The sequence below is a fragment of the Vibrio sp. 10N.286.49.B3 genome, from assembly GCF_002873395.1.
In the GTDB taxonomy this organism is placed as follows: Bacteria; Pseudomonadota; Gammaproteobacteria; order Enterobacterales; family Vibrionaceae; genus Vibrio.
In genome coordinates, this window is the sequence record NZ_MCUV01000035.1 from 181,625 (window position 1) to 197,158 (window position 15,534).

Sequence of the window (15,534 nt, forward strand, 5' to 3'; positions counted from 1 at the left end):
AGAAAAAAGAAGAGTGCGTTTTATACGCACTCTTGATGGAAAAGTCTAGATATAAGCCTTTTACTGCACTTGATTATATCAATTCAGCCGCTTGTCTCATGGCATTACTTCTTTTCTGGTATTGACCATGGAGCCTGTGTTGGAGAGTCTTGTAAACCTAACTTCCATACGCGACCAAAGTGCTTATAGTGACCGGCCTCTGTTCCAGCCCTTGAACCCATACCATGGTATAGATCAAAATGATTTTGCTTAACCGCACCACCAGTATCGAGTACCAATAATAAACGCAGTTGGTGAACACCACTCCATGAACCATCAGGATTAAGTAATGGTACTTCCGCGAGAATCGGGGTACCCATTGGCGCAAGAGATCGATCTCCAGCCACCGATGCCATTGGCAATAGTGGAATGCCAGCCGAACCAGTTACTGGCGCTGCATCTTTAGGAGCAAAGAAAACGTAGGATGGGTTTTGCTCAAGTAACTCACGCACAACACTCGGTTCATTCGCCATCACCCATTCTTTAATCGCTTTGAGTGACATATCTTCACGAGCCACCTCACCACGTTCTATCAACACGCGACCAATACTGACATAAGGTCGGTTATTTTTTCCCGCATACGCAAAATATTCTAAAGAATCATCGTCACCGAAATGAACAAAACCACTGCCTTGAACTTCCATGATAAAAGGGTCGATCCAGTTCGCGGCATAACCTAGCTCTAGACCTTCACCTTCCAATGCTCCCGCATAAATTTCACTACGAGTAGGACAATGTGTATCGCAATTTGGCATGCCATAAACAGGGAAAGTAAACTCGGCATCGGGCTCATGGCGCAACTCGATTACAGGTGAAAAGTAGCCAGTAAATAATACGTTTCCTTTGCCATCTCCCCCGCCATATTGAGCAGATTGAATACCAAAATCACTCAATTCACTCGGATCGCCACTAGTTAACGCCCAAGCCTCTAACTGCTGGTAAAGCGATTGATAGATTTTAGCCATAGAAGGGGATCGCTTTAATACTTCTGCCGCTTGCTCAGAAAAATTTTGGTAATCACGAGGGGTTTGAGAGTCTATCATTTCAACTTCATTTAATATCGTTGAAAATGTATCGTTCGAATACTGCTGAGCACGATCCGTTGGCTGCACACAACCAAATAGCACTACCATAGAAAGCAGTGGAGTGAGTTTTTTTATCACGTAGGTCATCCTTAAAATAGATTACTAAGAATCATGGCACTCTCATGCCAAAATCTCAATGTCTATACCTTAACGAAGCGGAGTTTTCACATGATCTTTACGCATAAAAGTTGGATTATAATAAGACCCTAACTCTAACGTTAATTCTGAGTAGTCCGTACCCGTTACTTTTAAAACGTAATCTTGATCCCCCACACGGTAGCGGATCGATTTACCATCAAAATCAAATTGAGTGGTGATAGTTGCCCCTCTGCGTGATATCCCCTCCTCATTGATATGTAATTCATCTTTATTATAACTCGCTACTTTTTGCTCAATCCAAACGCCATAAATTAAACTATTAGGAGTATGGGTACTGGTATAGCGCGTATATAAATTCGCATACACAGCAATGACAACCACAGAGCCAATCAATGCAAAAAATAATAATAGGTGCTCGAGCGATTTACGCGACTTGGGAATAATCTCTGATTCTATCTGTTCCATGATATCTCAGTAAAAGTAAAAAAAATCTTGCTCAAAAAAGAATAAAAAGTCAATATTTAAGCATAAAACACAAGGATGTCATTAAAGTGAAAATACGCAGTACTGCATTAGTTAAAGGATTTCGCCAATCCACACCTTACGTCAACGCTCACCGTGGAAAAACCATCGTTATCATGCTTGGTGGTGAAGCTGTCGCTGATAAAAATTTCAGCAACATTGTCAGTGATATCGCTCTTTTACACAGCTTAGGTGTGAAGATAGTTCTCATTCATGGTGCTAGACCGCAAATCAATCATATTTTATCGACACAGAATAAAGAAACACCATACCACAAAAATATCCGCATCACAGATGAAGACGCTTTAGGCTTAGCCATGCAAGCAGCTGGGCAATTACAACTTAGCATTACTGCCCGTCTATCCATGAGTTTAAATAATACTCCCATGGCTGGCACTCAATTAAACGTAGTTAGTGGCAATTTTGTGATAGCTCAACCACTTGGGGTCGATGATGGCATAGATTATTGCCATACAGGTCGCGTTCGTCGCATCGATATTGATGGTATTAACCGCACACTAGACCAAGGTTCAATCGTGCTACTTGGTCCGATTGCCAGCTCGGTTACCGGCGAGTCGTTTAATTTGCTCTCCGAAGAAGTCGCAACTCAAGTTTCTATTCGCCTGCACGCTGATAAATTGATCGGGTTTTGTGCTCAGCAAGGGGTCATTTGTGAAACGGGTAATGCTATCGCTGAACTATTTCCTCAAGATGCTGAAGCCATTTTGCGCGATCTCGAAGCGGAAAGCGTCAATAAGAGTCCAGATTTTAGCTCTGGCACATTACGTTTCTTAAAAGCCGCGTTATCAGCCTGTCGAGCGGGTGTACCGCGTTGTCACCTGATCAGCTATAAAGATGATGGGGCTTTGATTCAAGAGCTATTCTCTGTCGATGGTATCGGTACACAAATTGTCATGGCGAGTGCTGAGCAAGTCCGTGAAGCGCGCATTGATGATATTGGTGGTTTATTGGATTTAATTCACCCTTTAGAAGAAGAAGGGATTTTAGTTCGCCGTTCACGAGAGCAACTTGAGCAAGAGATCCACCGTTTTACTATCATAGAAAAAGATGGGCTCATCATTGGCTGTGCGGCTTTATACCCTTATCAAGATGATGGAATGGCTGAAATGGCTTGTATGGCTATCCATAATGATTATCGAGATGGAAACCGCGGATTAATGTTGCTCAAGTTCATGAAAAAGCAATCAAAGGCTCAGGGCATAAAACGGATATTTGTATTAACAACACATAGCTTGCATTGGTTTCGTGAACAGGGTTTTTATGAAGTCACGGTTGATGCGCTGCCAATGGCAAAACAAGGCTTATATAACTACCAACGCAATTCTAAAATTCTTGCTCTTAATATCAGTTCTAGCAAATAACGATACCTTGGCTGAAGGTGCAGGTTGTCATCGGTATGGACACCAATGACAACCTTAGTCCAAGTAAAGATGCTTAACTTAAGCGCTCAATCAACCCACTTTCACGTTGAGTTTTCACCTTAACTCCGCGCTTTAGTACACCTAAATCACACAGCAGCATTAAGGTCTTTTTCGCTCGAGTAATGCCGGTATAAATTAACTCTCGACTTAAAATCGGGCTAAACTCAGGCGGTAATACCATAATGGTAAAATTAAACTCACTACCTTGAGATTTATGAATCGTCATCGCATAAGCGGTTTCATGCTCCGGAACTCGACTAGGTAAAACGGCTTTAACACTGCCATCGGGTAATTCAAAATACACTTTGAGTTTGTCACTTTCCGGATCGCGCATACAAATGCCAATATCACCATTATATAAACCCAGTGCATGATCATTTTGCGTCACCATGACAGGGCGACCAGAATACCAAAGCTCATCATTTATCGCGCTAATGAAACCTTTTGCTGTCAGTGCTCGCTCAACTCGCATATTAAGCCCTGCAACGCCAAAGTCCCCTTCTCGGATACCACATAGCAATCGGCATTGACTAAATGCACTTAACACCGCCTTGACCTTCTCTTCTTGCGTTTCTGACTCGCCGGTTGCTGCTGACAATCCATCCGTTTTGATACGCTTTAAATAGTATCCGTATTGCTCGACTAGCGTATGTAAGATGCGATTGTAACTGTCACTTGAAACATCCAAACGCTCGATATCGCTAAAAGGCTGAGCAAGGACCCTTTCCACCACATTGGTATTGCCAGAGTTTATCGCCTTGGCAAGTTGCCCAATGCCAGAGCGAGCATCAAAACGGTAACTTTTTTGTAAAACGCATAAGCTATCTGCCATCATCATAACTTCACGGCTTGATGATAGGGCACCAAGTTGCATCAAGTGATCGAATTGCGTCATTGTTGCCAATTGCGAGGCTTGCTCATGACTAAAACCAAACTGATTAAAAGAACAAATATCGCCTAGTACCGCGCCTGCCTCAACCGACGCTAACTGATCTTTGTCACCGAGCAAGATTAAACGGGCATGATCAGGTAATGCATCAACCAATTTAAACATCATAGGTAGATCCACCATAGAGGCTTCATCAACCACTAAGATATCAACATGCAAGCGGTTACCACTATGATGACGAAATTCAGCTCGCTGTGGAATCGCACCAAGCAAGCGATGCAGCGTGCTCGATTCTGTCGGAATTAATGCTTTCACTTCCGGCGATAACGCGAGTTCATCAATTGCGCCACCAATCGATTCTGTCAAGCGAGCGGCTGCCTTTCCTGTCGGTGCCACTAACTTGATCGTTGGGGTCTCACCACTATCTTGCGCCTGCTCAACCAAAGCGGATAGCAGTTTTGTCACTGTCGTGGTTTTACCCGTTCCAGGACCACCAGAAATAACCGCAAAGCGACGAGTCAGCGCCACCGCGGCTGCTACTTTTTGCCAATTAAGGCATGCTGATAAAGGAATAAGCTCATCTAACTCATTAAGATCAGTGACCTTTCGCACCTTTATTAGCAATTGGTCTACCGTAGACCAATCAATAGCTTGGCGGTTCACAATGTCTAAATGATCGCAAACAAGCTGCTGACGGTACTCTGCAGTCCATGCTGCGCTCTCTTTATCTGCGATTAAAGCTTTAAACAAAAATGAGTACTGACGCTTAAATAAATGCGCCAAAGCATTGGATAAAACCTGAGTCTGTTTTCGGTCTAAAATCACCGGTTGGCTTAAACGCTTGAGTTTATCGGCTAAGTTTACTTCATAGTGCCAATAACGATGTAGGTATAAACGCTGACTATCAAACATCATCGGCACAGCTTCCCCTTGGCTACCGATAAGGTTTGATTGAGCAATAATACTCTGCCAATTCACTGCCATAACTTGTTGATTGAGCGTGACAGCCGCTTCACCAAACACACCGAGACGTGCAACAAGATCAGGCATAGAAGTAAAGTTAATACAGATATTCCCTTTACCTAATTCGTGACTTAATACACCAGCAAGAAAGCCAATTTCATCTGAGTATGCCAAGGCTTGGCTAGCATTAAAACGAGCAAATTGATAATCCAGCTGACGAATTGCGCCTTTTTTACTGAGCAACTCTAACTGCGCCATTAGACTTTTTTGCTCTGTTATCTTTTCTGCCATCATAGCCCTAACTCCATTTGACCTGCATCTGTAGTGCGATTTTCAGGCTTAATACCATCGATTAATTTATCTAACTCCTCTAACAGCTCTACGCTTGGTTTAGCTGAAAAGATACCGTTATCTGATTGACCATCAATGCCACGCAAAAAGAGATAATAAACCCCACCAAAGTGCGTATTGTAGTCATAATTGGCGAGGCGACTGCGCAAGAAGCGATGTAAGGCTAACGCATAGATTTGATATTGCAGATCGTAACGGTGATCTGCCATCGCTGCTTTTAAGTTGTCTTGATGATAAGCTGACGGATCATCACCTAAATGGTTCGACTTCCAATCGAGAACATAATATTTTCCTTTATGCTCAAAGACTAAATCAATAAAACCTTTTAGCATGCCTTGAACATTGTAAAACCCTAAGTCACCCGCTTTAGCCGATAATGGATCATGATATTGGATCACTCGATTTAAAGAGGGGGCGGTTAATAGTTTAATTGGCAGTAAAAACTCCATTTCCACCAGCAATTGTTGCTGTGTTTTTTGATTCAGGTGCAGAGACTTACCATCTAATGCGGTGGTTAATACTCGCGTAACTAAATCTTGCAGTACCGGCAGCCATTCAAGTTCATATTGCTCACTTTCTAGTAACTGAGTAATCACGTGTGTATTACGCTCACTATCACTCGGTTCAGTAAAGGCAATTTCTTCAAATAAGGTGTGCAAAAATGTACCCGGTCTTGCCCCGCGAGGGAATGTGAAGATAGAACGCTCTGGCTCGATTAATTCATCGTCATTCGCTTCATCAGCAGAATCGATATCAAAGCCAGCAATTTCATCAACCGCATCATGAGAAGCACCATGACTTCCTTGCTTAACTAAACCTGAATAACTGGTGATACGCCATGAGCGATCAATTTTGGCTTGCAGTTGATTGGCATACAAAGGCTCTGAATCTTCTTGTTCCAATTGATAAACATCATCGTGTACGTTAACAGGTTCAAGACGCTCAATTTCTGATACCGCCTTAATCAACTCATCCACTTTTTGACTCAAACCGGCAATAGCTAACTCTTCACCCTGTTGGATCAAATAGCCCATGGCACTGAGGTGAACCCCTGTTGGTTCCTTGCTCGAACGCCCTTTTCTTATTGGTGCTATACCAACAAAACAGCCATATACAGCACGAGTCAAGGCAACATAAATTAAGCGTAAATCTTCGGCTAGACGTTCCGTATCCGCTTGTTTTAGTGCTTTTTCATTACCGCTAATATCAAGAACGGTTTGATCGCTTTTGGCATCGTAATACTTGGCTTCCGTTGCCTCTTTATAGCTGTTGACGAAAGGTAAAAAGACCACGTCATACTCTAGACCTTTCGACTTATGAATAGTGACAATTTGCACTAAGTTACGTTCAGACTCTAAGCGTTGAATATGATCATCACTGGCACCATTCCCCTCTTTCGCATCTGATATCGCCTCCGATAGCCAGCGCACGAGCCCGTAGTCACTATCAATTTCCTGACTCGCCTGCTGCAGTAACTCACCAATATGTAGCAGATCGGTTAAGTAGCGCTCGCCTTGTTCTTCTTCCAATAAACGCTCGGCAATATGCCTTTTGCTCATTACGCTACGTAGCATCGGTAAGACCCCACGTAATTGCCATAATGTGCGGTACTCTTTGAACTCATTAATGGCACTTTCCCATGCCAATTCATCGTTGTTCAGTTCATCTAAGCGCCCGGCATCCAATGCAAACAACTCCGATGCAAGGCTTGCTCGTAAGTGGCGATCATTTTCTGGAGTCAGTACCGCTTGAACTAAACGTTGAATATCTTGAGCGATAGAACTGGTAAAAACACTGTCGCGGTTAGACAGGTAAACACTGGCGATCCCCTGCTTAGCCAGACAGTCTTTAATCAATCGTCCTTCAGTACCGGTACGTACTAAAACGGCAATATTCCCTGCCTTAATCGCTTGCTTCTTTTTACCATCTTCTAAGTGAGCTTTATCTTCATCCGATGCCATCAAAATAGTTTGAATCTGACCTGCGGTTGATTGCGCCATGATGGTCTGATATTCACCCTTTGTGCACGGTTTTTCTGGCAGTGGAGGCAACCAGTAAGTGAGCGCCTTTTGCTTTTGACCATCGATAGACCAAAAGCGTTGTTCTGCATTTGGACTCGCGTTAACCGGTAGAAAGGGAATGTCATCGTTATAAATAAACGGACTAGTCGCATGTTGAAACACACCGTTTACCGCCTTGACCATATCAGCCGTTGAGCGCCAGTTAGTGCCTAAGGTGTAATGCGCTTCCACTTGGTTACGTGCTTTGATATAGGTAAAAATATCAGCACCACGAAAACCATAGATAGCCTGCTTAGGGTCGCCAATCATAAATAAGCCACAGTGTGGATTATCTAAATAAATACGACTGAAAATACTGTATTGAAGTGGATCGGTATCTTGGAATTCATCGATCATAGCCACTGGATAAAGAGTACGAATACGCTCAACCAATAGCGACTGCTCATCGGTATCAATCGCAGCAGAAAGTTGCGTTAGTAGATCATCAAAAGAGAGCCACTGTTTCTTTTGCTTAGCCGCAGCAAGCAGGATACGACACTGCTCAATAGCATGGGCTAACAGGGGTGTTTTCATCTCAATAGGTTGAGCGAGCATCTCATCAATGGCAACAAAAACCTCATGGGTTGGTGCCTCGCCTTTCGGTGTTTTCTCTGACAGGGTTTGTTGAGCAAATTTCTCCAGTTTATCTGGCGTTCGATAATCAAGGGTTTCACTGCTTGCCCATGCCGTTACCTCGTCTAACCATGCCGGTAACGATTTTTTTGAGTAACTGCGTTTATTCACATCAGAGCCAGCAATAATCGGCAAAAAATCATCGCTGTGCTGCAACCATAAACTCTTAAAATCTTTTATTTGCTTCAAGTTATCCTGATGAAGATCGTCCATATCCCCTGCCATAGGCGATACCGTCAACGTCAAAGGCACTCCCGTTAAATAGCGCGACACATCATTAAGTAAGCTTTGCGGAGAGCTCCAAATATTACGTACTTCAGTGGCTAAGTTTAGCGATAAAGGATAGAACTGACGACGCCAGTAATCGGCGACCACTTGTGCTTTTAATTGGCTTTCATCGGTAACAAACTCATTATCAAAGCGACTACCCGATTCAAAGGCATTTTGCGTTAACATGCGCTGACAAAAACCATGAATGGTGAAGATAGCCGCTTCATCCATCTGCCTTTCAGCTTGTAATAAAATCGCGGCAGCTTGAACATGATCAGCTACCGCATCAAGTAAAGGCTTAATAACAGGGTCATTACTTTCACCACGAGAAAACGCTAAACGCGCGGCATGGATACGAGCACGAATACGCTCGCGCAATTCAGCCGTTGCAGCTTCAGTAAAAGTAACAACGAGAATTTGATCAACCGTCAATGGTGCTTGATGCTTGCTGTTTGCGTCGCCATGCCCGAGCAGCAAGCGTAAATAAAGCCCTGCGATAGTAAAGGTTTTTCCTGTCCCTGCTGAAGCTTCAATCAGTCGAGTACCATGCAATGGAAAATCCATCGTGATTAGCGGTATTGGCGTTGGAACCGGTTGAGTGGTCATAAATTGCTGCCTTTATTATTAAGCCTAGCCCTGTGATCAAACACAGAGTTTTCTAGAATATATATATTTAAATTATATATTTATATATATGTGAGACTTCTCTCACGGAACATTTAATCATCTAGTCTTACTATTCTTGTCATGCATTCATGCAACGAATAACAATACTAGTCTAACGACGAACAACAATGGTCCCTCTGACCATGTGGCCGTACAGCGAACGCCCTACACTATAATGATTTACTGGCGGCCACTTATTTCTCTCGTTTATATTAACGATCTTCACTATCTAACGACTGCAAGCGCGGTGCTTGCATGATCAGAGTTGATAACTGACGTGCCTGTGCTGCCAATTCTTCATTCCACTGCGGCCAAATACGCGCGATATAGCTATTGCTGCCTTCACCTGCAAATTGATAACCATCATTAAAGGTTGCTTCCATTTTCTTCAGTGCTTTTTCTTCATCATCGACCCATTTGCCACGACTAAAGCCAGCTTCTACTCCCGCTAAAGCTGTTTTAGGAAAATAAGCGAGTGGCTGACTCATTCCTTGATAAAACAAAGTCGCTAAATCTGATAGTTGCTGTTTGGCTAGATCCACATCCTCAATGACGGGATAAATAATATGCTGAACGCCTTCTTTCTTATCATAACCAACCATATGGGTGATTTTCCCCTGCCCCATAACTGCCAAACATAGATGGTCAATCCAAGCAGCAAGGTAATCTTGTGAGCGCAACTTACCACTACGATAACGCACAAGCCCTGATTGATAGTGGTGGGTTAACCAGCCGGTGAGTACAATTGGCTTACCTTCGCCCAGAGCATCAATCGTGATATTGACCTCAACATCTTCCAGCTCTGAGCTACAAATAAAGACTAACTTTTCGACAAGTTGCTCGGCTTGAGTACGGTTGGTGGCAAACTCTATTTCACCAAATGCTCCAACGGGTAATTTACCTTGTGCTCTTTGCTGCTGAATAAACGTTTCTACCACTTGTTGTGATGAATTCTGGCTATCTACAGCGGAGGCTAGCAACTTATCAAGTAACTGATTACGCAGCGTATACCCCTCAAGACCATTCAATGCAAAAGGTTCATCATTTTCTGCGCTAGATAGAAGAGGATCAAAATCGACTTTTAAACGGCGGTTAAAGAAATACTGCACCGGTAAGCGCCAGAAACGTTGCAGCTCCACTAGATCCAATGACAGCGGATAAGTCACATCCAACAGATAATCACTTAATTGATGGTAAAAATTAGGGCTACATTGACCTAAGCGATTGACGGCTGGTAACCACTCTTTGGCGTAGCTGCTCTTCCCTGCATCAGGTTGTGTTGAAAATGCACTCGCACTAAAAGGCACCATCGGGTGATGCTGCACTAATGCCTCAATCACACGATCGCCAGATGCATCAACGGGAAGCAACTCATCACCAGCAAGGCGATAATTTTGATGGCAATACTCTAATAGCTCAGCAACTAACACCGATGGACCTCGCTCGGTATTATCTTGAATCGAGCGACCGACATAACTGATGTATAAACTTTGCTGCGCCGATAAAAGCGCTTCTAAAAATAGGTATCTATCATCATCGCGGCGTGAACGATCGCCAGGCTTAGTGCGCCCGTTCATTAGGTCAAACCCTTCTGGCGGCATGGAACGCGGATAAACACCATCATTCATCCCAAGCAAACAAACGGTTTTAAAGGGAATCGAACGCATTGGCATCAAGGTACAGAAGTTCACTTGCCCGGCTAAGAATCGCTGGCTAATTCGTGTCCCTGATAATCGATTTTGTAAATACTGACGAACAATACTTGGTGATAAATCTTGTTTAAATCCAGCATCAATTAACTGCTCTTTTAACTGCGTTAACCCATCACGAATAGACTTCAGAACTAATTCGCCATCAAGATCAACACTAAAGAAGTCATCAAGCACACCTTGCAACACTTCACGCCACTCATCAATTGACTGAGTTCGGTTCAGAGCTTGGCGGTAATAATCAATTCGCTCAATAAAGTGCGCTAACTTACCCGCTAATTCAGCCCCCATACCTTGCACTTCATTATACGGCGCAATAGTAGAATCTTGATTTGAAAATAGCCCCGCACTATCAGGCATAGCATAACCAAGTAGCATACGCTGGATACCAAATAGCCAAGTATTTTGCTCGGTGGCAGGCAGATCGAACTCTGTGGCTGTACTTGCGTTCACACCCCAACGAACTCCAGACTCCTCGACCCACTGTTTAACTTGTTCAAACTGACGATCATCAAGCTCAAACTTTGCCATCATCGCTGGCGTTTCAAGCAGTTCCAATAATTCAGTCGCTAGACAACGTAAGTTCGGCAAATTCACTAACTGCATAAACGCGGCTAAAATTGGACTTTCTTGATCGGCACTACGGTCAGAAATCGAGTAAGGAATGTAGCGCTCACCAGGAGCATTACCAAAGACGGCTTGAATCGCTGGACTATAAGCATTGATATCCGCCACCATGACAATGACATCACGAGGTTTTAAACTAGGATCAGCATCAAACATCGCCAGTAAGCGATCGTGTAAAACCTCCACCTCCCGCATCGGACTGTGGCAAGCGTGCAATGATAAAGAACCATCTGCAGGTGTGATCACTGGCTTATGTTCACTCGTTGCTAATACACTATCATCTTGATGTTCTTCTAAATTTAAGATATCAGCTTGTAATTGATGCAATAAATTATCAGTGGAAATATCAACAAAGGCTTCTATTTCATGACTTTCTAATTGTGAAAGCAAAAATAGATTATCACGCCCTAACTTACCCATTGATGCTAATAAACTATTGCCGACAACATCAGTATGAAGTTCACTCTCTTGCTCAGGCATTGCCTGTAAGTGCTCAACTAAATTGCCTTTCAGCTGCTCAGTTTCACCTTGTAGTTCGGAGTGCCCTTCTTGCCAAACCAAATGCTGACGATGCTTAGCAGCCAAACGGGCTAAATAACGTTTATCACGCACCTCTCCCCAGTAATAACGACAAGGGTTAGTGAACATAAGGTGGACATCAATATGATCGCCCATCGATTTCAGTGCATCCATGTAGCGAGGCGGCAGTGAGGTAATACCAAACACAAATAAACGCTCGGGTAAGTGCTCAAAATGCCCTTCAATAAAATGCCCTATCGTCTCAATAAAGTGCTCATATAAGTTGGCACGATGATAAGGGGACTGATCTTGTGCAACGGTGTAGTCATAGAGTGCTTGCCATAAAATCGGCTGCCAGCTGTGCTCGCCCTCAAGTTCACTGACCACTTCACCCGCTTCCCAACTTGCAATCCACTCAGGGCGGTAAACGAGATAACCATCGAATATATCGGCAATTTTTTCAGATAGCTGATAAAGCTTAGTATCATCAGTATCGTTATCGAGGTACTGCTGTAGCGGTGAAAAATCATCCAGCTTAAGCAAGGAAGGCAAGATGTGCATAATTTTCCAAGTCATCGACTCTTTGTTAAATGCACTGCGCTTAGGGACGTCCGGTAAAACATGCGTAAACATATCCCAAATAAACGTCGCTGGCAGAGGAAAGTCGATGTTTGCCGCAACCCCTAACTCCTTCGCAAGCTCCATTTTTAGCCATTGCGACATACCAGGGCTTTGTACCAAGATCTGCTCTTTTTCAAATGGGTTATCCAGTGGATTTAAACGAATTAACTCCACCAGCAGTGACTTTAGAATATCTATTTGATTGGAATGGTAGACAGTAAACACAATGCACTCACACAGTTTAATCGTATTGTTAGCTAATTAGGTTAGCATAAGGATTCTAAGAAAATCTTGTTTTATAACGAAATATCAATAAATAACACATTGAACTTTATAGCTTAAAGAGTAACCACCTACCTCTCAACTTTTCTCTCTCGTCTAGACTTAAGCTAGCAAAAACTGTATAAAAAGCCAGTAAATATTAATTTGATAACTTGAGGATAAACCATGGCTGTAATCGTAAAGTACGTGGTCGAGCGCAACGGAGAAGAAAAGATGACTTTTACCTCTAAAGCTGAAGCTGACGCTTATGACAAAATGTTAGATATGGCAGATGAGCTGTTTACCCTGCTAGGCGGTAGCGAGCTGTTTGAAGAAGAAAGTAAGCAAGAAGAACTAGCAATGTACCTTGCTAAAAATAAAGAAAAAGTTCTTTATGCTTTAGGTGCTAAGCGCAAGCCAACACCAAAAAAAGCAAAAATTGAAGCTGTCGAAGATAACCAAGAAGATGCCGCTTAATTAGATAGCGCTGTTCGATGTCGCTGATATTAAAAAAGGAGAGCCATCTATTACTTAGAGCTCTCCTTTTTAGTTTTTAAGCTATGCCATCAATTAAAATCGATTCCATGCATCTTGCCATACCGCGCCTTCACCTGGTGCGTAGTGCGCTGCAGAGTTCACATTGCACCAACCACCTTCAGGTAACGCTTTACACTGATAAGTATTGCCATCTTGACCTAGCACCACGGTTTCACCCGCAACATAGTGACCAATTCCAGCTGGGTATTGGTAATCATACTCGCCATTATCATTCGGAGCTTTCACTGTAACACGCTGACTTAAGATAACTTCTTGTATGCCACCTTTTTCTGTAGCCACCACTTCTACAGTATGATTACCCACCTCATAGCTATAAACCGATAACTGCGCTTGATCGATATTTGATGCGTTATTCAGAACAACGGTATCACTATCTAAAATCTGACCATTATCATTGATAAGGTGTAAATTAACGCTGTATTCAGATTCTGCACTCACGGTTACAGTAATCGCCGCTTCGCCACCAATTAATGTATATTCAGATTGTAAGCCCTCAACTTGTACACCTTTTTCTGGCTCAGTTGGCGGCGTTCCACCACCAGAGCAATCACTTGAGTCGCCCTTTGCCCATACACCCCACTCGCCTGTTGAGCCGGGTTCATCACCTTGTGTCCACCAACCCGCTTTCCAATCAAAGCCATTGAAAGCAACAACATCGCCACCAACATAAACCGTTTGAGCATTCCACTCATCATCACATACTTCACCATTAACAACGGATACAGTACGTTGAGTAGACACTGTTTGATTTGCAGAATCAGTTACTTGATAAGACAGTTCGTATTGACCTAATCGATCAGTGTCGACCTCTCCAATCACCACTATTTGGCTAGTGAGGTCGCCATCTTCAGGATCGGTTGCCGTGACTCCGGCTAAAGGATCAAATCGTTCACCCTGCTGCACTTTGGTGTTTTCTACGCCTTTGAAGAAAGGTTTTTGACTATAAACTTCAACCGCTCGTAATTCGCTTGTCGTTTGGTCACTGGCGTCTGTTACTGTGTAAGTTAAAGCGTATAAGCCAATTTGATTGGTATCAGCATAACCATCAACCACAATTGAGTAGGTTAGATCATTCCCTTCATAATCACGTGCTGTTACCCCCTCTAGCGCATCAAACTGGCTACGATGTAATACTCGAGCATCATTAATACCACTTAAGGTAGGCTTATCGCCTTCAACAGGTGGGCGATCTTGATCATGAATAAAATCGCCGTAATCTTTAATAAACTGACTATTGTATGAGTTTCCTGCTGAATCTTGACCAATATCCCAGTTAACCGACCAAGTCATCACACCACGTAACGGTTGACCTTGCGCTTCAAGTGCTTCAAATGCACTGTATAGATCTTGCGGTTCTTGTACGAAGCCACTTGCTGCTGCATCATTATTGGCTGGAATACCAAATACGAGCTTATCATGTGGAATTTTTAAGTAGCCATTAGTTCCATTAATCAAAGAGTCTGACATGTGATAAATAAACTCTTCTTTTAGCTCATCACTGCTCGCCGAGATCCAACCGATACCATCAATCCATACTCCATCGCCACCTTGGTTATAAAATTGAGGGTTAATCCAATCGTAATAACCCTCTAAACCGCTAATGTAAGGTTCGTATGCACCACCTGGCTTCAAATAAGGAAACTCCGGTGCCATGGTAATCAAGAAGTTTTTGCCCTCTTGACGGTAATGATCTTTGACCAATTTAAGCGCGGCAGGAATCACGGTTTGGTTATCTGCTGCAGTGATCGCCGCCTGCTCTAAATCGATATCAAGACCATCAAAACCATATAAATCGGTTAAGCGAATCACTTCATCAGCAAACGCTTGTTCATCACCTGATTTCATCTCGACGTGAGCATCTGCGCCACCAAGTGCCAATAATACCGAACGACCTTGTGCATTCAGTTCTGCAATTTCATTGATAAACTGTGTTTCTGATAACCCCACTTCAGGATCGAGATAAAACGTAGGAATGCGCCCATCAGCTGTGTTATAAACTTTCATAAAGGAGACATCGACAACATTATATTTTGGATTAATGTCCGATAGCTTCATGCAAGGCGCAATACCACCTTGATAACCTGCACCACCACACCAGTTATGCCAATAACCAACAACAACGCCACCGTCTTGATTAATCATCGGTTTTGCTTGAACTGAAAAAGCACACCCCATCGCAATGAGTAGGCTTAGATAGGTTTTTTTATTGTGCATGTGTCA

Annotated in this window: 8 protein-coding genes; 2 read left to right on the top strand and 6 right to left on the bottom strand. The window is 43.1% G+C overall.

Annotation, left to right across the window (positions count from 1 at the left end; all coding sequences use genetic code 11):
- Positions 1 to 104: 104 nt before the first annotated feature.
- Together mltA and BCU68_RS13100 are read right to left on the bottom strand one after the other, a co-directional pair.
- Positions 105 to 1,211 carry a murein transglycosylase A gene (mltA, locus tag BCU68_RS13095; protein WP_157935199.1) on the bottom strand — a complete coding sequence of 369 codons (1,107 nt, stop codon included), beginning with the start codon at positions 1,209 to 1,211 and terminating at the stop codon, positions 105 to 107.
- A 60-nt stretch (positions 1,212 to 1,271) separates the two neighbouring features.
- The gene (locus BCU68_RS13100; RefSeq protein WP_102565194.1) at positions 1,272 to 1,688 is read right to left on the bottom strand and encodes a DUF2850 domain-containing protein; all 417 of its coding nucleotides are present in this window, start codon (positions 1,686 to 1,688) and stop codon (positions 1,272 to 1,274) included.
- Positions 1,689 to 1,774: 86 nt separating this feature from the next.
- On the opposite strand from BCU68_RS13100, the gene argA reads away from it, so the two are divergent.
- Positions 1,775 to 3,127 carry an amino-acid N-acetyltransferase gene (gene argA / locus BCU68_RS13105; RefSeq protein WP_102565195.1) on the top strand — a complete coding sequence of 451 codons (1,353 nt, stop codon included), beginning with the start codon at positions 1,775 to 1,777 and terminating at the stop codon, positions 3,125 to 3,127.
- Positions 3,128 to 3,200: 73 nt separating this feature from the next.
- Here the strand turns inward: argA and recD are convergent, their stop codons facing one another.
- The 3 genes from recD to recC all read right to left on the bottom strand — a co-directional run bounded on the left by recD (position 3,201) and on the right by recC (position 12,720).
- Entirely contained in the window at positions 3,201 to 5,333 is a 2,133-nt protein-coding gene (gene recD, locus BCU68_RS13110; protein WP_102565196.1) for an exodeoxyribonuclease V subunit alpha, read from the bottom strand.
- The gene (recB, locus tag BCU68_RS13115; protein WP_241901375.1) at positions 5,330 to 8,959 is read right to left on the bottom strand and encodes an exodeoxyribonuclease V subunit beta; all 3,630 of its coding nucleotides are present in this window, start codon (positions 8,957 to 8,959) and stop codon (positions 5,330 to 5,332) included. The genes recD and recB overlap by 4 nt, the downstream gene beginning before the upstream one ends.
- Before the next feature lie 272 nt (positions 8,960 to 9,231).
- Entirely contained in the window at positions 9,232 to 12,720 is a 3,489-nt protein-coding gene (recC, locus tag BCU68_RS13120) for an exodeoxyribonuclease V subunit gamma (protein WP_102565197.1), read from the bottom strand.
- Between the two features lie 222 nt (positions 12,721 to 12,942).
- Here recC and BCU68_RS13125 point away from each other — a divergent pair, with 222 nt between their 5' ends.
- The gene (locus BCU68_RS13125) at positions 12,943 to 13,233 is read left to right on the top strand and encodes a YebG family protein (protein ID WP_102565198.1); all 291 of its coding nucleotides are present in this window, start codon (positions 12,943 to 12,945) and stop codon (positions 13,231 to 13,233) included.
- A 93-nt stretch (positions 13,234 to 13,326) separates the two neighbouring features.
- On the opposite strand, the gene BCU68_RS17215 is transcribed toward BCU68_RS13125, so the two are convergent.
- Positions 13,327 to 15,528 (bottom strand): immunoglobulin-like domain-containing protein, encoded by a 2,202-nt coding sequence (locus BCU68_RS17215; protein WP_102565199.1) that lies wholly within the window; start codon positions 15,526 to 15,528, stop codon positions 13,327 to 13,329.
- Positions 15,529 to 15,534: the final 6 nt, after the last annotated feature.